18 protein-coding genes and 2 pseudogenes are annotated in these 18,988 nt (G+C 71.6%); 5 read left to right on the forward strand and 15 right to left on the reverse strand.

Annotation, left to right across the window (positions count from 1 at the left end):
- Positions 1 to 32: 32 nt before the first annotated feature.
- Positions 33 to 794: an alpha/beta fold hydrolase gene (locus Q4V64_RS05890; RefSeq protein WP_172628930.1), complete on the reverse strand. Its 762-nt coding sequence runs from the start codon at positions 792 to 794 to the stop codon at positions 33 to 35.
- A gap of 349 nt (positions 795 to 1,143) precedes the next feature.
- On the opposite strand from Q4V64_RS05890, the pseudogene Q4V64_RS54775 reads away from it, so the two are divergent.
- From Q4V64_RS54775 to Q4V64_RS05910, 3 genes and pseudogenes are all read left to right on the forward strand, one after another.
- Positions 1,144 to 1,968, forward strand: a pseudogene (locus Q4V64_RS54775) (isocitrate/isopropylmalate family dehydrogenase); the annotation flags it as partial.
- A gap of 45 nt (positions 1,969 to 2,013) precedes the next feature.
- Positions 2,014 to 2,193, forward strand: a pseudogene (locus Q4V64_RS05905) (NAD(P)-dependent oxidoreductase); the annotation flags it as partial.
- A gap of 115 nt (positions 2,194 to 2,308) precedes the next feature.
- The gene (locus tag Q4V64_RS05910) at positions 2,309 to 2,572 is read left to right on the forward strand and encodes an NAD(P)-dependent oxidoreductase (RefSeq protein WP_253266616.1); all 264 of its coding nucleotides are present in this window, start codon (positions 2,309 to 2,311) and stop codon (positions 2,570 to 2,572) included.
- Between the two features lie 82 nt (positions 2,573 to 2,654).
- Here Q4V64_RS05910 and Q4V64_RS54780 read toward each other — a convergent pair whose 3' ends face one another.
- A complete protein-coding gene (locus Q4V64_RS54780) occupies positions 2,655 to 2,930 on the reverse strand; it encodes a hypothetical protein (protein ID WP_124436611.1) in 276 nt (91 codons plus the stop codon).
- Positions 2,927 to 3,745, reverse strand: a complete 819-nt coding sequence (locus Q4V64_RS05915; protein WP_124436612.1) for a phytanoyl-CoA dioxygenase family protein — start codon at positions 3,743 to 3,745, stop codon at positions 2,927 to 2,929. Before Q4V64_RS05915 ends, Q4V64_RS54780 begins: the two co-directional genes overlap by 4 nt.
- Before the next feature lie 82 nt (positions 3,746 to 3,827).
- On the opposite strand from Q4V64_RS05915, the gene Q4V64_RS05920 reads away from it, so the two are divergent.
- The gene (locus tag Q4V64_RS05920; RefSeq protein ID WP_124436613.1) at positions 3,828 to 4,613 is read left to right on the forward strand and encodes an AraC family transcriptional regulator; all 786 of its coding nucleotides are present in this window, start codon (positions 3,828 to 3,830) and stop codon (positions 4,611 to 4,613) included.
- Between the two features lie 527 nt (positions 4,614 to 5,140).
- On the forward strand, positions 5,141 to 5,839 hold the full coding sequence (locus tag Q4V64_RS05925; RefSeq protein ID WP_124436614.1) for a phosphatase PAP2 family protein: 699 nt from the start codon (positions 5,141 to 5,143) through the stop codon (positions 5,837 to 5,839).
- A gap of 7 nt (positions 5,840 to 5,846) precedes the next feature.
- On the opposite strand, the gene Q4V64_RS05930 is transcribed toward Q4V64_RS05925, so the two are convergent.
- The 12 genes from Q4V64_RS05930 to Q4V64_RS05985 form a co-directional block, all read right to left on the reverse strand.
- The gene (locus Q4V64_RS05930; protein ID WP_124436615.1) at positions 5,847 to 7,190 is read right to left on the reverse strand and encodes a glutamate-1-semialdehyde 2,1-aminomutase; all 1,344 of its coding nucleotides are present in this window, start codon (positions 7,188 to 7,190) and stop codon (positions 5,847 to 5,849) included.
- A 7-nt stretch (positions 7,191 to 7,197) separates the two neighbouring features.
- The gene (rfbC, locus tag Q4V64_RS05935) at positions 7,198 to 7,749 is read right to left on the reverse strand and encodes a dTDP-4-dehydrorhamnose 3,5-epimerase (RefSeq protein WP_124436616.1); all 552 of its coding nucleotides are present in this window, start codon (positions 7,747 to 7,749) and stop codon (positions 7,198 to 7,200) included.
- Entirely contained in the window at positions 7,746 to 8,993 is a 1,248-nt protein-coding gene (locus Q4V64_RS05940) for a polysaccharide pyruvyl transferase family protein (protein ID WP_124436617.1), read from the reverse strand. The genes rfbC and Q4V64_RS05940 overlap by 4 nt, the downstream gene beginning before the upstream one ends.
- Positions 8,990 to 9,973 (reverse strand): glycosyltransferase family 2 protein, encoded by a 984-nt coding sequence (locus Q4V64_RS05945; RefSeq protein WP_124436618.1) that lies wholly within the window; start codon positions 9,971 to 9,973, stop codon positions 8,990 to 8,992. Before Q4V64_RS05945 ends, Q4V64_RS05940 begins: the two co-directional genes overlap by 4 nt.
- Before the next feature lie 233 nt (positions 9,974 to 10,206).
- Complete coding sequence (locus Q4V64_RS05950) at positions 10,207 to 11,478, reverse strand: hypothetical protein (protein ID WP_124436648.1); 1,272 nt, start codon at positions 11,476 to 11,478, stop codon at positions 10,207 to 10,209.
- Positions 11,479 to 11,483: 5 nt separating this feature from the next.
- Entirely contained in the window at positions 11,484 to 12,758 is a 1,275-nt protein-coding gene (locus tag Q4V64_RS05955) for a DUF4910 domain-containing protein (RefSeq protein ID WP_124436649.1), read from the reverse strand.
- 20 nt (positions 12,759 to 12,778) lie between these two features.
- Positions 12,779 to 13,804, reverse strand: coding sequence for an SDR family oxidoreductase (locus Q4V64_RS05960; protein WP_124436619.1), 1,026 nt, complete (start codon positions 13,802 to 13,804; stop codon positions 12,779 to 12,781).
- 3 nt (positions 13,805 to 13,807) lie between these two features.
- A complete protein-coding gene (locus Q4V64_RS05965; RefSeq protein ID WP_124436620.1) occupies positions 13,808 to 14,455 on the reverse strand; it encodes a PIG-L deacetylase family protein in 648 nt (215 codons plus the stop codon).
- The gene (locus Q4V64_RS05970) at positions 14,452 to 15,246 is read right to left on the reverse strand and encodes a glucose-1-phosphate cytidylyltransferase (protein ID WP_124436621.1); all 795 of its coding nucleotides are present in this window, start codon (positions 15,244 to 15,246) and stop codon (positions 14,452 to 14,454) included. The genes Q4V64_RS05965 and Q4V64_RS05970 overlap by 4 nt, the downstream gene beginning before the upstream one ends.
- Positions 15,243 to 16,493 (reverse strand): class I SAM-dependent methyltransferase, encoded by a 1,251-nt coding sequence (locus Q4V64_RS05975; RefSeq protein WP_124436622.1) that lies wholly within the window; start codon positions 16,491 to 16,493, stop codon positions 15,243 to 15,245. Before Q4V64_RS05975 ends, Q4V64_RS05970 begins: the two co-directional genes overlap by 4 nt.
- Positions 16,494 to 17,747, reverse strand: coding sequence for a glycosyltransferase (locus tag Q4V64_RS05980; protein ID WP_124436623.1), 1,254 nt, complete (start codon positions 17,745 to 17,747; stop codon positions 16,494 to 16,496). It lies immediately after the preceding gene.
- A 2-nt stretch (positions 17,748 to 17,749) separates the two neighbouring features.
- Positions 17,750 to 18,988, reverse strand: a complete 1,239-nt coding sequence (locus tag Q4V64_RS05985) for an O-antigen ligase domain-containing protein (protein WP_124436624.1) — start codon at positions 18,986 to 18,988, stop codon at positions 17,750 to 17,752.

The raw sequence follows: 18,988 nt of genomic DNA on the forward strand, positions 1-18,988 counted from the left end.
TGTCACGGGAAACGGCGACGGTGCCCACCGCGCTACGAAGAGTCGTGATCCGGGGGACAAACCGCGAACGCGACCTGAGCCGCGGCCAGCAGCGCGCGCATCTCGTCGATGACCGGCCGGTGAAGAGGCAGCGTCAGGTGACCGACGCCGGGCACGAGCACGTTGCGCGCCTCGAGGTCCGGATGGTCGATACGGCCCCTGGCGGCGGGGATGACAGCCTCGTCCAGATCGCTGTGGAAGGCCACGAACCGAGTGCGGCATCCCACGGCCGGCTCGGTGAGCTCGGTCAGTAGCTCGCTTCCCGGCCGTAGCTGGCGCAACAGCGGATGAGCCGGGGCCAGCAGGGCGGTGGCGGTCCCGCCGTGCGGTGTCGCCAGCGTGATCACCAGCGGCACGTGCGTGTCACCGCCGAGCCGCTGCACGTAGTAGCGGGCGATCAGCCCGCCCAGGCTGTACCCGATCACGACCGCGGCCCGCCCATCGCTGCCGGCACGCACCAGCTCGACCTGGTCGCCCAGCGCCCGTGCCGCCGTGCGGATGTCCGGGCCGAACACGTTGCAGGCGACCGGGACGAAGGGGCCTACACCGTCCCCGCGAAGCTCCCGCTCCAGGGGCGGGATGACCGATGCTCCGTCGGCCAGCCCGTGCACCAACAAAACTGGAATCCCCGCACCGGCGGGCAGCGGGTCACCTGGGCCTGTCGGCCGCCCATGCATGGCACGAGCCAACACCCCGGTCAGCTGCCCGACGCCCTCCGCGGCCATGTCGAGCGGGAGCCGGGCCAGACGAACCACTGCCCTGCTCGCCTCGACACCCACGCCGCGCGCCGGTGACAGCCCCGGCACCGACAACTGCGGCCCGAAAGGAATGCCCGTAGCCGTTCACCTTCCCTGCATGAACCGTGCTTGCCCTGCCTAGTGGAAGAGCTGGACATATAGGACTACATAGGAAACGTTGCTCAGGTCGGCTCGATTCCACCGTCCGCTACCGTTCACTTTGGACTCTCCAGGCCACAGATGCACGTCGGCCGCCAGGGAGACGCTCCGCAGCGAGGTTCTCCTCCAGGTGGTCGATCCGGGCGATGGGCCCGGAAGGGCCCTGATCGAGCCTGCCCGGGAGGCCGTGCGGAGTCTGGAGACAGATGTGATCGACATGGTGCGCACGGGTGCCGTGGAGTTGGGGCTTTCGGCGTCCGCCGGTCCGGTCTCCGACAAGGAGGTCGTCTCCCATGCGCTGGGGCGGCAGCGTTTCGTGTTGGTGGTGCCGGCCGACGGCCCGTTCGCTGATCGGACGGCGGTGGAGTGCGGGGAGCTTGCGGGACAGCGGCTGATCGTCGAGCAGCGGGGTACCGGGATGCGCGCCTACGTCGACGCGCTGCGCGAACCGGGCATCGAGTTCACCGTCGCCGCCGAGACCGAGCACCGCGTGTCGCTCATGCCCCTGGTACTGGCCGGGGCCGGGCTCGCGGTGGTCACGGATTCCTGGCGGGCAGTCGCCCGGCGACTGGGCTCCCGCGTCCTGGACCAGCTCGTCACCGAGCGGGCCGCCTCCTTCCCGCAGGTCGCCTGGGACCAGGAGCACATCGACGCGCTCGCGGCCAAGTTCGTCCTCGAACCAGCCCGCTTCGACGTCGTCGTCGCCTCCAACCTCTTCGGCGACACCCTCAGCGACCTCGCGGCCGCGGTCGCCGGATCCATCGGCATCGCGCCGGCGGCCAACCGCACCCCCGAGCGGGACTTCCCCTCGATGTTCGAGCCGGTGCACGGCTCCGCGCCCGACATCGCGGGCCAGGGCATCGCCAACCCGCTGGGCGCGATCTGGTCCGCGGCCATGATGCTCGAACACCTCGGCCATCCCGCCGCGGCCAGGGACATCACGGACACGATCGCCTCGGTCCTGGCCAAGACCGATATCCGCACCCGTGACCTGGGCGGAGCCGCGACCACCGCCGAGTTCACCGACAAGCTGAGCGAGTGGCGTCCGCGCCCCAGTGACGGCATCACCGGACGCACCGTGCTGGTCTGGGGGACGGGGCCGATCGGCCGGGCCATCGCCCGGCTGCTGCGCGCCGTCGGGATGCGTGTGTGCGGCGCGGGCCGCAAGGCCCGCACGGACGACCCCGACTTCGGCACGGTCCACGGTGCGACGACCCTGCGCTCCGCCCTGACGGAAGCGGACTACGTCGTCCTGGCCGCACCCCTCACCCAGGACACCCGGGGCATGGTCGACGCCTCCGTGCTCGCCGCCATGAAGCCGGGGGGCGCGGCTGATCAACGTAGGCCGGGGCGGACTCGTCGACGAGGAGGCGCTGGTCGACCACCTCGCCGCCGGACGGCTCGCCGGCGCAGCCCTGGACGTGTTCGCCCAGGAACCGCTGCCTGCCGAATCACCCCTGTGGGACATGCCCGGCGTGATGATCTCCCCACACACGGCGGGCGAGACCACCAGCGAGCGGGAGACGCTCGTCGAGGTGTTCCTCGACAACCTCACCCGGCGCATCGAGGGCCGGCCGCTGCGCAACGTGGTGGACAAGCGGCGCGGATACGTGGTCGACGAGACGCACCCCGCCTGAGGGCAGTTCCTCCCCGAGGTCGCCTACAAGACGATCTACGGCTGCTGATCCGGGACCGCTCCGCCGCAGTTCCGGTACCGGGTCAGGGGCGAGAGTCTTCCTCCAGCTTCTCGAAGAAGAACTCGTGCTTGAGGAAGGAGACGTCGTACTCGTGGCCGGACTGCGGCGGCAGCAACTGGGACGCCTGGAACAGACGCCACCCGTCGTGCAGCGCGGCGAGCCCGGTGGGGTAGGGCGGCTCGTCGCTGTCACCGGTCGTCGGACGGGTCCGGCCGGTCCCGTCGTACCGGGACCAGCCCACCACGTCGGAGTCGAGCGCCGACGTCGAGAGGTAGAGGACCAGAACCTGCTGTCTCATGCCTGACTCCTCAGGGCCGGCCGGTTACTGACGCGCGTGACCCAGTACTCGACGTCGAACGACTCGTCGCCGGTCAGGGCCCGCCACAGCAGGACCCGGTTGTAGATCTCCAGTCGGGCGGTGGCCTGCTCGCACCAGGGGAAGTACGTGTCGAGTTCTGCGGTCACCGCCGGGTCGTGCAGGTCGGTAGTGTCCCAGAGCCGCACCTGCGGCACGGTCGGGTTGAGGCGGAGTTTGTACATGTAGCGACGGCGCGCGGTGTCGTTGCGGCGACCGCCGTGCCAGATGCCGTGGTGCAGGAGGACGACCGTGCCCGCCGGGCAGGTCAGACGCGTCTGCCCCCTGAGGTTCTGGACGCGGCCGATGTCCGTCTCGTTGATCCTGCGCAGATGGCTTCCGGGCACGCTGAGCGTGCCGCCCATCTCGGCGGTCACCTCGTGCGGGTAGTACATGAGCTGGATGTCGAACGCGTCCGGCCGTACGTCGATGATCGCGTCTCCGTGGAGGGGCTGCGCCTGCCCCTCGTGCGGCTCGCGCACATGCACCGCGTGGTGGTCGACAGTCGGCTCGGAGCCGACCAGGCTCTCGACAGCACCCGCGACGACCGGCAGCGCGAGCAGCCCGTGGACGAAGGTGTCCTGCGCGAACGCCTTGCTCAGCAAAGTGCCGTAGGGCACGTCCGGCAGGCCCTCGGCCATGGTCGCGATGGCTCGTTCGTTGATCTCCTGCGGCACCACTGCGTCCAGGCGCAGAAATCCCTGCGCGACGAAGCGCGCTGCCTGAACCGATGTCAGGAGTTGTTTGCTGGTTGGCATGCGACGAACGTACGTGCCCTGCCCGGCTCAGTCGTGGGCTGAAATCGTCCAGTGCTGGTAGTTTTCCATCATCGTGAAACTCGTGACACTACGGATCGACGAGCCGCCCACCGTGGTCGACGCCGGCATCGGGGTACACGGCGTCGCCACCGACCACGATGTCTTCCGGCTGCCCGACCTGTGGCAGCTGCACCTCTACAACTACGAGGGCGCCCTGTCCCTCGGGCGGTCGGTCCACCCCATCCGACCCGGCCATGTCAGTCTCGTGCCACCGGACACCGAGGTGCGCTTCCACTACCGGGGCAGGTCGGAGCACTTCTACGTGCATCTACGGCTGCACGACGGCGGAACCGCACGGGTGGTCCCGGTGATGCAGGACGCCGCGGCCGAGAGCACACACCTGGCCGATCTGCTCCGGGACGCCGTCACGGCCATGCCGGCTTCTCCCCCGCGCGCCACCGCCGAGGTCTGGGCCGCCCTGTGGCGCGTCGCCGAGTTGCCGAGGAGCGACGGGACAGGCGGCCACCATCCCCTCGTAACCGCCGCGCAGGCCTACGTCGAGGTACACCTGGCGGGCCCGCTGTCCGTGCCGGACGTCGCTCGCGCCGTCGGAATCTCCCACACACACCTGACGCGTGTGTTTCGTGCCGAGACCGGCCGCACAGTCGTGTCGTACATCCGGCACCGACGCCTTCAACGCGCCCGCCACCTCCTGCTGTCGTCCACCCTGTCCGTCACCGCCATCGCCGCAGCCGTGGGCATCGCCGACCTCCAGGCCTTCAACAAGGCCTGCCGCCGTGAGCTCGGCGCGAGCCCGCGTGACGTACGCGGGGCCGGGCGCGAGGGTACCGGCCGAGCGTTTCCCTAGGAGCTCCCGGCCCGTCGCCGGCTGGAACGGAATACGCCCCCGGACGACGACACTCACGAAGCCATGCTCCGCACCGAGTTCTGCGGCAGCGCGCCACGGTCAACCACATCCTCTCCCGGACTGGTCGAGGAGGGTAGCGCCCGGCCAGCATCATCACGTGTACCGGATTCCGGGCTCCCACGCCGCGCTCCCGGCCCGAAGCCGGTGGATGACCGGCTGTGCCTGCTGGCGCCGACTCGGGCGGTGGCACTGGCCCACTTCAACTCCGCTACTTCCGTGCGGAGTTGTTTGGTACCGCTCGTATGCTTCCGTACGCCAAGATGTATCGCGACCGGATTGTAGGTTCGGACCTGGTGTCCGCGGCGCGGTCATGGTTACTGGAGGGTGGGTCGGACACGACCGGGGGAGGAGCTCGCGTTGGATCGCATGGGCCGTGGCGTGCCCGGACTTCCGGGCACCGGAGCCTTCCGGCTGCGCACGGCAGAGGAGAAGGTCACTACCGCAGGTCGACCGGACGCGGTGGGCATGTGACCGGCCGGCCGGGGCCCGCGGTGCTGCCCCCGCCGCTGCGCGCGTGGCTCGGGCTGATCGCGGCGCCGGCCACGCTGGTGGTCGTCGTGCTCGGGGTGCTGTACGCCGGCCACAGCGAGCCCGGCAGGGTGGACAGGTGGATCATCCAGCCGACGGCGGACAGTGTGCGGCCGCCGTGGCGGCGCGTCGCTCTGGCCACGGACTTCCTGGGAGAACCCGCCGGAGCCGCGATGCTGGTCGTGGCCGCCATGGCGGGCTGCCTGCTGCTTCGGCGTCCTCGCGCAGCGGTGCTCGTCGTGGCCGGCGTCGGCATGAGCGTGGGGACGACGAAGCTGCTCAAGCCCCTGGTGGGACGTACCATCCACGGCGCCGGCAACCTGTCCTACCCGAGCGGGCACACCGCCTTCCTCACCGCGCTCGCCCTCGTGGTGGCGCTGCTCGCGACCGGCCGCCTCGGCCTCGGCAGGACGGCCGGCACGTCACTCGTGCTCGCCGCGGCGCTGGTCGCCGGCGGCGCCATGGGCTGGGCGCAGGTCGCCCTGAGCGCGCACTACCCGACCGATGTCCTCGGCGGCTGGTGCACCGCGCTGGCGGTGATACCGGCGACCGCGTGGCTGATCGACCGGATGGCTGACCTGCTGGCTGACCGGCTGGTCGATCGGATGGCCGATGCCGGTCGGCGGGAGCGTCGCTGACGTCACGTCACGCCAAGCGGCGGAATACGGGCTTCACCGGCCGCCCGGCCAGCCAGGGGGTGGGGTCTGCGGCGTCCAGTGCCTTCCGGTACACCGCGCATGCCTGGGCCACCACGTCGACGGTGTGGTCGATGTCGGCGTCGCTGAGCGCGCCGCTCACCACGAACGACGGGGCCAGCACCCCGCCCGCGAGGAGTTGGCGCAGGAACAGGGTGCGGTACTGCTGCGACGGCTGCCGGTTCTCGTCGAGGGTGGCGAAGACCAGGTTGCTGGCCCGGCCCCGCACGACGATGTGGTCGCCGACGCCCATGCTCGCCGCGGCGTCGCGGACACCGGCGGCCAACCGCTCGCCGATGGCGTGCAGCCGCGCGGTGACGTTCTCCTCGACGTAGGTGGTCTGCACGGCCATCGCGGCGGCCAGCGAGTGCGTCTCCGCACCGTGCGTGGTGGACAGCAGGAACACCCGGTCGTCGGAGTGACGCAGGCCGCCTAGTTCCATCAGCTCGCGGCGCCCGGCCAGCGCGGAGACGGCGAACCCGTTGCCCAGTGCCTTGCCGAACGTGGAGAGGTCGGGGACGACGCCGTACAGGCCCTGGGCGCCCGCCTCGGACCAGCGGAAGCCGGTGATCATCTCGTCGAAGATCAGTACGCAGCCGTGCCGGTCGGCCAGCTCGCGCAGGCCGGCGAGGTACCCGGGCGGCGGTTCGGTGTGGGTGGCGGGTTCGAGGATCAGGCAGGCGATCTCGTCCTGGTGGCGGGTGAGCAGCTCCTGCGTGGCGGCCAGGTCGCCGTAGGGGAATGCCACCGTGAGGTCGGTGGTGGACGCCGGGATGCCCGCGGACATCGGCGTGGTGCCGATGAACCAGTCGTCGACGGAGAAGAACGGATGGTCGGCGCAGAGGGCCACCCGAGGGCGCCCGGTGGCGGCGCGGGCGAGGCGCACCGCGGCGGTGGTGGCGTCGGAGCCGTTCTTCGCGAACTTCACCATCTCGGCGGTCGGCACCGTGGCCAGGAAGCGTTCCGCGGCCTCGACCTCCACGATGGACGGCCGGACGAAGTTGCTGCCGCGGTCGAGTTCCCGCCGCACCGCCTCGATCACGCGTGGGTGGGCGTGGCCGAGGCTGACCGACCGCAGGCCGGAGCCGTACTCGACGTAGCGGTTGCCGTCGATGTCCCACACGTGGGCACCACGGCCGTGGCTGATGACCGGGGCCAGGTTCTCGGGGTACTGGTCGTCGCCCTTGGCGTAGGTGTGCGCGCCCCCGGGGATCATGGCGTGCAGCCGCTCGTTCGCCGTCCGCGACCGGGGCAGTTGGAACTCTTCGGTGTCTACCGTGTCTTCGGTGGCCACGCCGACCTCAACTCTCTTTCTGCTTCAGGACCTCGGCGAGGCTCGGCGCCTCCCGGTCCCGCTGGGACATCGATGTGACCGGCAGCGGCCAGGGAATGGCGAGCTCCGGGTCGTCGAAGGCGATCGTCACGTCCTCGGCGGGATCGTGCGGGCGGTCGATCCGGTACGAGGTGTCAGCGGTCTCGGTCAGCGCCTGGAAGCCGTGCGCGCACCCCGCCGGGATGTACAGGGTCGCCTGCGTGTCGCCGGACAGCTCGAAGAAGGCCCGGCCCAGGTAGGTCGGCGAGTCCGGCCGCAGGTCCACGACGACGTCGAAGATCCTCCCGTACGAGCACCGCACCAGCTTGGCCTCGCCGGCGCCGGAGCGCAGGTGCAGGCCGCGCAGCACGCCCCGGACCGAGCGGGACAGGCTGTCCTGGACGAAGGCGTCCGGGTCGAGGCCCACCGAGCGGACCACGTCGGCGTCGAAGGTGCGGCAGAAGAAGCCGCGCTCGTCGGCGTACGGCGTCGGCTCGAACAGGTACGCGCCGGCGATCTCCGGGACTTCGGTCGCCTTCATCGAGCCTCCCGATACGTGTGGGCGTGGGCGTGGTCGGTCGTCGGGAACAGGGCCGCGGTCAACGCGGTGAACTGGTCCCCGAGTTGCCGGGCGGCGACCAGGTTCCGCTCGGTGAGGGTCCGCCGCAGCTCCGCGGATCGCCGCTCCAGCGCCCGGAACTGCTCGAGCAGCCGGTCGGCGTCGACCTCGCGAGCCGGGTGGCAGTACGCGCCGAGGCCCATCCGGTCCATGAGTGCGTCGCTCTTCGCCGCATAGCTGAGAGCGAGCGTCGGTGTGCCGACCTTCAGGGCGCAGACAAGGTTGTGGTAGCGGGTCGCCACCACGGTGTCGGCAGCCGCCGTCTCCTTCATCAGCTCGGCCAGCGAGGCCGCCTCGGCGGCGGTGACCAGCGGCGAGTCCACCGCGTCGAGGATCGTGGCGACCACCGGCCCATCGCACTCGTCGCCGGTGAGCAGCCGGACCGGCCTGCCGTCCGCCACCAGCGCGCGGACGAAGCGGGTGACCCCGTCGAGGTAGCGCCGGTGGATCTCCTCGGCCCGGGCGCGGTCGTCGTTGCCGCCGTGGAAGTCCATGACGCCGACGCAGACCGGACCCGGCGGGCCGGTCGGGCCCGAGGGCGCGCTCGCCAACGGCGTCGGCAGGGCGAAGGCGAGATCCGGGTAGACCTCGTCGCGCGCGGTGTCCACGCCCATCGCCCGCATCGCGTCGCGGGACATCGCGTCCCGGTACGACCGGTACGCAGCGAACCGCGCCGACCAGCGCACCAGGGCCCGGGTCGGTCGGTCGCCGATCGGGGCAGCGCCGACGCCGACCAGCGCGACCCGGGTGCGGAACAGCCGGCCGGTCGCGCAGAGCAGGAACAGCGAGTACGGGAAGCCCCACGGCCGCAGCGGCAGCGTGGCCTCCAGGACGCCCATGCCCGGCACGATCACCACGTCGTGCCGGCGCACCCAGGCAGCGGTGCGGAAGGCGTCGACGAGTTTGCCCAGCCCCTTGCCCGCGATCGCGCCCGCACGCGACGCGGTCCGGTACTCCCCGCGGTACCAGTGCAGCCGCGTCGCGGGGATCCCGTACCGGGCCGCGACGACCTCGGGGCCGCCGCACAGCGCGTCCACGACCGCCTCCGGGTGCTCGGCGCGGAGGTAGCCGAGCACGGCCTCGAGCGACCCGTCGTTGCCGAGGTTGCCGGAGCCGAGCAGGCCGAACACGCCTACGCGCACCGGGGCTTCGCCCGCGGACGTCATACCTGCCTCCCTTCACGACCTTCACGACCTGTACGACCTGTACGACCTGCACGCCCGGCGACGAGGGCGTCGACGGAGACGGTGAGCTTGGCCGGGTCGACCGAGGCGCGGTCCTCGACCCGCTCGCCGGCGCCCGGCCGGGCCCGGCTGGTCATCCACGCGGCCAGGTGGCGGTAGCACGCGCGCCGTTCGGCCGAGGACAACGGCGCCCGCCGGATCGCCGAGACGAAGCCCCACACGTACTCGGCGAGCAGCCGGGGCGTCGGGTGCAGCGGGCCCGCCCGGCGCGGGTCCAGGTTGACGCACCGGGAGCGCTTGCTGGGATTCGCCCGCTCGGCGCGGGTGGGGTGGTCGCGGCGGAAGTAGAGCAGCTCCGGCACCTGGTGGAAGGGCCCGTGCAGGCCGATCTCGGCGACGAACGTGCGGTCCGCGTGGTGGTAGCTGTCGTGCGGCTTCACCCGGCGCAGCACGTCGGCCCGCATCACTCCGTAGAAGTCGTCGCCGCCGGGCTCGAACAGCATGCTGCGGAAGCGCTCCGGTGCGTGCGGCGAGGCGGTGGCGAGCGTGTACTCGTACGGGACCTTCACCCGGCCGTCCTCGTCGATGACCGCCTGGTCGGCGTGCGCGAGGATCACGTCGGGCCGCTCGTCCAGCGCCTGAACGCAGCGCCGCAGCAGGTCCCGGGCGTAGAGGTCGTCGTGCGAGGCCCACTTGAACAGCTCGCCGCGGCACTCGGTGAACACGTAGTTGTGGTTCGGTGCGGCGCCGATGTTCCGCGACAGGCGGATGTACCGGATGCGGGAGTCCTGGGCCGCGTACTTGCGGCAGATGTCCTGGGTCCCGTCGGTCGAGGCGTTGTCGGAGATGACCAGCTCGAAGTCCTCGTACGTCTGGCCGAGGAGGGCGTCGAGCGACTCGGCCAGGTACTCCTCGCCGTTGTACACGGGCAGGCCGATGCTCAGCCTGGGTTGGGCGGTCATGAGGTCCTCACTTCGGGGATGGGGTAGGGGGTGCCTGATGGATCTCCGCGGGGAAGGAGCGCCCGCCGCGCAGCGGCCAAAGACCGCAGCCGGTGCGTGCTCTCGGTGTGCCGGCCGGAAGCCCTCGTACTGGACGTACTTGGGCTTGCGGGCGGTGCGGCGAGTGGGGGCACCTCCCACGCCCTTAAGGCAGTGGGGGAGCGTGCCGGGCGTCGCGACGCCGCGGAGATCCATCAGGCACCCCCTCGGTGGTGCTCGCGCAGGGCGGACCGCAGCTGCAGCCACCACAGGGCCGAGCCGCAGGCGGTCGCGGCGGCGACGCCCCAGGCCGAGCCGACCGTGCCGGCGACGGCCGCCCCGCCGAGCCCGCCGCCGACGTAGCAGGCGGAGGCGAACAGTTGGGCGCGCAGGCTGCGCCGGGCCGCGCCGAGCGCGCGCAGTCCGGCCGCCGCGCCGGTGCCGAGTCCCGCGCCCGCGACGCCGAGCGTGACCGGCACGATGAGCTCCGAGGCGGAGCTCCAGACGCCGCCGAGCACGAGTTCGCCGAGGCGGTCCGGCACCAGCAGCAGCGCGCCGCCCCAGAGCAGCGCGGCGACGGCCTGTCCGCCGCCGAGGAGGAGGCAGAACTTCCCCAGCCGCTGCGGGGCCCGCCGCAGCACCCGTGCCGCCTCCGCGACGGTGACCAGCGACAGGCCCATCAGCACAGCCATGAACGGGCCGAGCAGGAGCTCGGCGCCCCGGACCACACCCACCGCGCCGACCCCGACGATCGCGCCGAGCCCGTACGCCCGCAGCTGGCTCGCGCCGCTGTTGCTGACGTTCTCGACCAGGTACCGGTAGCTGAGGTCGCGGTGGGTGCGAAGCCACTCGCGTGCTCCGTTCAGACGGGGCCGGATGCCGGACTGGAAGCAGCCGCACACGGCGGCCACCGCGGCGGACGCGCCCCAGGCCAGCACGAAGGCCTCCACGCTGCCCACGCGGGCCGCCACCACCAGGGCGGGGACGAGCGCGACGCCCCACACGAGGTCGTTGACGAACGCCTTCCGCCCGGCGCCGGCGGCGAAGAACGCGAACCGCCACGCGTCCTGCAGCAGCAGCCCCGGCAGGACGACGCCGAGGCAGGCGAACGCGGGCCCCACACGGCCGCCGACGCCGACGCCGACCACCAGACACGCCGCGCCGAGGGCGGCACCGACGCCGAGCGCGGTACCCGACGACCGGGCCACCGCCCCGCGCCAGGCCGCGTCCGACACGCCGCTGAAGCGCACCATGAGCGGGTCGGTGGCCAGTCCGCGGGAGACGTTGAGCACCACGCCGTAGGTCACCCAGGCGAGGCTGAACACGCCGAACGCGGTCACGCCCAGCGAGCGGGCCACGTAGATGCCCACCGCGAAGTTGGACATGCTGGAGGCCGCCTGGTCGGCCAGTCCCCAGGACAGCCGACCGGCGAGGGCGCGCCTGGCGTTCGCCGCCTTCGGTCTCGTCCTCTCCCCCTCGGTGGTCATCTCCGTCATGCCTTGATCAGCCCGGCGCCGTGCAGGGCGTCGGCCGCTGCGGCGACGGTGTCGAACGGCAGCCCGGACCGCTCGGCGACGTCCAGCAGACTGTGCTCGCCGTCGGAGAGGTTGAGCACCCAGAGCATGGCCATCTGGGCCTGCTTGGTGTCGCTGCGGCCGCCGAGCGCGTCGTACAGTCCGCGCCGTCCCAACTGCGGTTCGCCGTAAGGGCTGAGGTTGACGTAGTGGCGGTTGCGGTCGAGGACGGCGAACGCCTCGCGGCAGACAGCAAGGGTGTCCGTCATCGCCTCCGGGGAGACGAAGTCCAGGTTGTCCGCCGAGGTGTGGTACTCGGGGTAGCCGGCGTACGGGGTCCGGGTGAGCGAGCCCACGCCGAGATCGAACCCGGGTGAGCAGAACTGCCGCTCGTCGTAGCCGTACGGGGTGAACTCGGTGACGCGGTGCGGGCGTTCGGAGGCGGCCAGCACGTGCCGCATCACCCGGTCGATCTCCGCGTCGCCGCGCCTGCTCTGCTTGTACGTCAGGCTGCCCGGGTCGCCGGCGCAGGCCAGCACCAGGCCGTGCTTGACCCGTTCCACCCGTTCCGCGTTGCGGGCGAGCCAGGTGATCGCCCCGATGGTGCCGGGCGCGAAGATGAACCGGTAGGTGTAGTACGGCGTTTGCCGGGCCAGCGCCCGGGCCAGGAACGTCGCCACCGCGATGCCGGCCAGGTTGTCGTTGGCCAGCGACGGGTGGCAGACGTGGCAGGAGACGATCACCTCGTCGGGGACCTGCCCCGGGACCACGTGCTCGGCGTAGGTGAGATGGCCGTCGGCGAGGGTGGAGTCGATGCGGACCTCGTAATCGCCGTCCGGCATCGCGTCCAGGGTTTCCTGGGCCAGGCAGAACCCCCACTCCGGCTTGTAGTAGCTGGTGCGGTACGGCACCCAGCTCGGGTGGTCCGGCAGGGTGTGCAGGTGTTCCCGCAGCTCGGCCAGCGGCATGGTCGCCGACACCGGCACGCTGTAGCCGAGTACGTGCAGGCTGGACGCGGCGAAGTCGACGATCCGGTGGCCGGCAGTGTCGGCGATGTACGCGTCGCGGATGTTCCACTCCTGCGGCACGGTCCAGTCGAGCACCTGCGTGCCGGTCGGTACCTCGTGCGTCTGGAGCGGGATGTACTCCCCGACGATGTCCAAGGTGGCGCGCACACCGTCGCCGGTGATGCTCCGGCACAGCGGGTACAGCCGCTCCACCAGCGCGTACATCTCTTCGCCGGTGGCGGTCATCGGCTGTTCGCCGGTCACGGTCACCGGCGCCACCGCAGCGTGTCGTCGACGGTGCCGGCGTCGGACGCCGCGCGCAGCACGGCGAGGCGGGTGAAGCGTTGCTCGAAGCCCTCTCGGGTCAGGCCGAACTTGCCGTAGGCGTCGGCGAGTTCGAGCGCGCCCTGCTTCACCGTCCACTCGCAGTCGAAGCCGGGCACCGCGGCGCGGAACCGGGAGAAGTCCACCCGGTACGACCGCGGATCGGCACCGGTCTCCCCGGTGATCACCACCTTGGCGCCGGACACCGCCTCGGCGACCTGGTCGGCGATCTCGGCGACCGTGACGTTGTTGATCTCGCTGCCGATGTTGAACGCCCGGTCGTGCACGGCCTCGCGCGGCGCGGTCAGTGCGGCCGTGAAGGCCCGTGCGATGTCGGCGGCGTGCACCAGCGGGCGCCACGGGGTGCCGTCGGAGAGCACCAGGACCTCACCGGACAGGAGCGCGTGGCCCACCAGGTTGTTCAGCACGATGTCGGCGCGCAGCCGGGGCGAGAAGCCGAAGGCGGTGGCGTTGCGCATGAACACGGGGGTGAAGTCGCCGTCGGCGAGCGCGTGCAGGTCGTCCTCCACCCGCACCTTGGACTCGGCGTACGGCGTCACCGGGCGCAGCGGGGCGTCCTCGCCCACCAGGTCGTCGCCGCCGGCGGCGCCGTAGACCGAGCACGTCGACGCGTACAGGAAGCGCCGCACTCCGGCGTCGCGGGCCAGCCGGGCCAGCCGTACGGACGCGTGGTGGTTGATGTCGTAGGTGAGCTCCGGCGCCAGCGATCCCAGCGGGTCGTTCGAGAGCGCGGCCAGGTGGATCACGGCGTCCACCCCGGCCACGTGGTCCGCTGTGACGTCACGCAGGTCGACCCGGTGCCCCTGCGGGTCGGCGGGCGTCGGGCCGAGGACACAGTCGGCGAACAGGCCGGAGTCGAGGCCGACGACTTCGTGTCCGGCGGCCGTGAGGACCGGGGCCATCACGGTGCCCAGGTAGCCCTGGTGTCCGGTGAGCAGTACGCGCAAGGTTCAATCCCCCAGGTCGAGAACGAGTTTGGTGACGGCGAACGCCTCGGCGTAACGCTCGTGGCATTCGATGCCGCGGATCCGGGCCAGGCCGAGGAAGGCCTCGCGGTCGTACCAGGGCCGGTGGCGCTGCGAGGGGTAGTGCTCCTGCAGCAGCCGTACCTTCTGTTCGGCGATCTCCGGCGACAGCGGCTGGTACGCCGCCATGCGGCCGAGATCGCCGTCCCACTTGACGATCTCGTAGCCGAGGACCAGGTGGTCGCGGAACGCGGTCGGTATCAGCCGCGCCAGGCCGCGGTGGTCCTGGTGCGCGTCGTCGGTACGCGGGGCGAGGACCACATCCGGGTCGGTCCGCTCGCGCAGCTCCTCGACGGCGGACTTGGCCTCTTCCCAGTGCGCGGGCAGCCGGCCGTCCGGCAGCTTGTGCACGGTCAGCCGCAGGTCGGCGCCCGGGCAGAAGGCGGTGAGCGCGGCCCGCTCCTCCTGCTCGCGCTCGCTGCCGCCGCCGGAGAGCACCAGCGCGTCGATACGGATACCCGGCCGCGCGCGGCACAGTGTCAGCAGCGTGCCGCCGGCGCCGATGGCGATGTCGTCGCAGTGCGCGCCCACTGCGGCGATCCGATTCAGCCGCCCGGTTTCGAGCCGGATCATGCCCTCACCCCCGCGCGGTCCCGCTCCCACACGGCCCAGGGGCGGTCGCCCCGGGCGTAGGCGTCGTCGAGCGCGGCCCGCTCCTTCACGGTGTCGGTCGGCTTCCAGAAGCCGCGGTGCTGGTGCGCCACCAGCCGTCCGCGCTTGGCCAGTTGGGCGCATCCGTCGGCGACCAGGTCCCCGTTCTCCGGTATGTGGTCGAAGACCTCCTGGCGGAGCACGAAGTAGCCGCCGTTCTCCCACAGCGGCAGTTCGCTCACCGCGGTGATGCCCCCGACCAGGCCGTCCTCGCCCAAGTCGACGCAGTGGAACGAGGACTGCGGCGGGACCACCATCATCGACGCACCGGCGTCGCGCCGGGCGAAGTTCTCGATCATCTCCGGCAGCGGGGCATCGGTGAGCACGTCGGCGTAGTTGGCGAGGAACATCTCGTCGCCGTCCAGGTGGTGCCGCACCCGGCGCAGCCGCTCCCCGATCGGTGACTCGATGCCGGTCTGCGCGAACGTGATCGTCCAGTCCGAGATGTCGGTGGACAGCAGCTCGGTCCGCCCGCCCCGCAGCACGAAGTCGTTGGACGTCGTCTCCTCGTAGTTGAGGAAGAAGTCCTTGATGTGGTGGGCCCCGTACCCGAGGCACAGGATGAACTCCGTGTGCCCGAAGTGCGCGTAGTAGCGCATGACGTGCCAGATCAGCGGTCGGGGGCCGACCATCGCCATCGGCTTGGGCACGTCGTCGGAGGTTCCGTTGCGCATCCGCATCCCGTAACCGCCGCAGAACAGAACGACCTTCATGCTGTGCCCTTCCAAGACGCGACCTCGACGATGCTCAGTTCCGGGATGGGGAAGACCAGGCGGCCGCCCCAGTCGTGCACGTACGACAGCTGCTCGACCAGCTCGGCCCGCAGGTTCCACGGGAGGACGAGGACGTAGTCCGGTTTGTCGGCGGCTATCTGCTCGGGCGGCAGGATCGGGATGCGGGTGCCCGGGGTGAACCGGCCGTGCTTGTAGGGGTTGCGGTCGACCGTGTACGCGAGCAGGTCGGGCCGGATGCCGCAGTGGTTGAGCAGGGTGTTGCCCTTGCCCGGGGCGCCGTAGCCGACGACCGTCTCGCCGCGCTCGGCCGCCTCGATGAGGAACCGCAGCAGGTCCCGGCGCACCTTGGCCACCCGGGCGGAGAACTCGGTGTATCCGGACAGCTCCTGCAGCCCGGCGGCCTTCTCCCGGGCCAGCACGTCGGCCACCCGCTGCGTCGGCTCACCGGCGACCTCGGTCGGCCGGGCCCACAGCCGGATGGAACCGCCGTGCGTGGGCAGCAACTCGACGTCCACGAGCGCGAGTCCGCCGCTCGCCAGGGCCCGGATCGCGGCGGCGACCGTGTAGTACTGGAAGTGCTCGTGGTAGATCGTGTCGTACTGGTTCTCCTCGATCAGGGTCAGCAGGTGCTGCACCTCGATGGAGACCCAGCCGTCGTCGGCGACCAGGGCGCGTAGGCCCTGGGTGAACCCGACCACGTCGGGGATGTGCGCGTACACGTTGTTGGCCACGACCAGGTCCGCCGGGCCGTGTTCGGCGCGGACGGCCGAGCCGGTGTCCGGGCTCAGGAACTCCGTGAGCGTGGGCACGCCCGCCTCGCGCGCCACGGCCCCGACGTTCACCGACGGCTCGATGCCGAGGCAGCGGATCCCCCGGTCCACCACGTGCTTCAGCAGGTATCCGTCGTTGCTCGCGACCTCGACCACGAAGGCGTCGGGGCCGAGTCCCACCCGCGGTACGGCATCGGCGACGAACGTGCGCGCGTGCTCCACCCAGGAGGTCGAGTAGGAGGAGAAGTACGCGTACTCCTTGAACGTCTCCTCCGGCGTGATCAGCGGCGGGATCTGCGCCAGCCAGCAGTCGGTGCAGACGCGCAGGTGCAGCGGGTACGCCGGCTCCGGTTGATCCAGTTGGTCCGCGGCGAGAAAGCTCTCGCACGGCGGCGTCGCCCCCAGGTCGACGACGCTCGCCAGCGTCGCCGAGCCGCACAGTCGGCATCGTGTCATCTACTGCCCCCCATTGATTCCGTCCCCCATTGATTCGGTCCGCCATTGATTCGGTCCGCTTGATTCCGTCCGCCCCGCGATCGCGCTGCGGTACTCCTCCACCAGGCGCTCGAGCCCGACGGCCGGGCTGAAGCCCTTCTCGTAACGGCGCCGGGCCGCCTGGCCCATCTCCCGGTTGCGGTCCGGTTCGGCCGCGATCCGGCGTATGCACGACGCGAGCGAGTCGCGCTCGCCCGGCCGGTGCAGCAGCCCGGTCACCCCGTCCTCGACGAGTTCGACGAAGGCGCCGTGACCGGCGGCGACGGCCGGGACCCCCGCCGCCATCGCCTCCGCGACCACCAGGCCGAACGTCTCCAGGGCCATCGACGGAGCCACCACGGCGACCGACCGCGCGACGGCCTGCCGGACCTGAGCGGGGTCGAGCAGACCGGCGTACCGCACGTCGTCCCGCCCCGCCGCCCAGGCGGTCACCTCCGGCTCCAGCGGCCCCGCGCCGGCGAGCACGAGCGGCACGCCCACACCGCCGTCCGCCGCGATCTCGTCCCACGCGGCCATGAGCAGCCGCACCCCCTTGGCCTCCGCGAGCCGGCCGAGAAAGAGCAGTTGCTCTCCGTCGCCCACTCGGCAGGCGCCGGGATCGGGTACGAAGTTGTGCTTCACCGTCAGCAGCTCGGCCGGCATGCCGGACCGCACCAGGACGTCGCGCTGCGCCTCGGAGATGCAGAAGAACCGCTCCACACCGGACCACCACCGCCGCCGGTTGACCGACAGGCTCACCGCGAGCGGCACCGTCGCGAGGCGGGAGCTGCGGTAGCAGCCGTGCCGGACGGCGGGCAGCGGCGCCGCGGAACCGACGCACTCGGTGCACAGCCGGCCGTCCCGTTGCAGCGTGCCGGGCGGGCAGATCTGGGTGTAGTTGTGCAGCGTGGCGACGGCGGGCACGCCCGCGTCGGCGCAGGCGGCGAGGACCGCGGGCGACAGGAGCGGGAAGACGTTGTGGACGTGCACCACGTCCGGCCGCTCGGCGCGGAGCTTGGCGGTGAGCTCCGAGCGGACCGCCGGGTTCCACGGCACGAGCAGCGGCACCGCGACCTTGCCGAGCAGGGACCGGCCGGCGATGTCGTCGCTGCGCCGCTCGAACACCTCGACCCGGTGGCCGGCCGCGCGCAGCAGCTCCACCTCCTCGTCGACGACCCGGTTCTCCCCGCTCGGCTGCGCCGAGGAGTAGCGGTTGTGCACCACAAGGACGTGCATGGTCAGCTCACCTCCCGATCCCGGGCCCAGCGCGGGATACGTGGTCGTGGGACTGGGGGTGTCGGGAGCGGTGTGGCCGCGGCGGGTGCCGCGAGCAGCGAGGCGGCCAGGGCCAGGTGCAGCAGATACGGCGAGGCGTCCCCGAGGCCGGCCTCGGTGTACGACGAGATCGCGACGTAGCTGATCAGGAAGAGCGCGCAGGCCCTCGGCAGCGACGGCGGCCGCAGCAGCGCGACGCCGCCGAGCACGAGGATGACGGCCGCCACGAGAGTGACACCGATCAGACCCTGCTCGTTGTAGACGGCCAGCCAGCTGTTGTCGATCGGCAGCCCTCCGAACGACTTGTCGCCCAGGCCCACGCCGAAGAACCTCTCCGCGGTCGTCCGGGGCGCTGCCAGCAGGGCGTCCCAGACCTTGGCCCGGCCGGTGAGGCTGGTGAAGTACTCCTTGGTCTGCCCGCGCAGGAACCACGCCTGGAGCGCGGAGGCGAACCCCACCCCGGCCACCGTGACCACCAGCACCGACCACGCGAAGAACCGGCGAGCGGCGGCGCTGGTCAGCAGGAGCGAGCCGATCGCCACCGTCAACCCGACGAGCAGGCCGACGGTGGCCGTCCGGGTGTGGGTGAGCGCGAGCAGGACGAGAGACGGAACGATGACCACCGCCGCGCCGGCCTTGTCTACCTGGCGGCCCAGGAGAAGCAGCACGGTCAGCCCGATGATCACCGCCGTGTACTGCCCGATCTGCGGCGGGGTGAGCGGCCACAGCGCGCCGACGAGGCGTCCGCCGTACAGCTCGGGCATGGCCGCGCCCGGTGAGATGGCCAGGCCCGCGGCCACCGACACCAGCACCGCGAAATACATCCGGATGTGGTAGCGGACGAAGGTGAGGCTGCCGTCCCACCAGCGGCTGACCAGCCACAGCGTGCCGACGAAGAGGGCCAGCCGAGTGCAGCGGAACAGCGCTCCGAACCCGGACTCCAGGTGCACGCTGGAGATCACGCTCGGCACCAGCAGCAGGGTGAGCAGGAACACGAAGGCGCTGGGTCTGATGCGCAGCCGCGCATTGAGCGCGAGCGCCAGCGCGAACGCGACGACCAGCGAGCCCATGGTGACCAGCTGGATGAGGGAGCGGGGCAGCGGGACGATGGTCTTCGCCCCGGCGGAGCCGAGCGTGTTGAGGCCCAGCAGCAGCCAGACGATCCCGACGGTCTTCGGTGTGGTGGCGGGGTCACGGTCCAT

Origin of the sequence: Streptomyces sp. NL15-2K, assembly GCF_030551255.1 — a bacterium.
Taxonomy (GTDB): Bacteria; Actinomycetota; Actinomycetes; order Streptomycetales; family Streptomycetaceae; genus Streptomyces.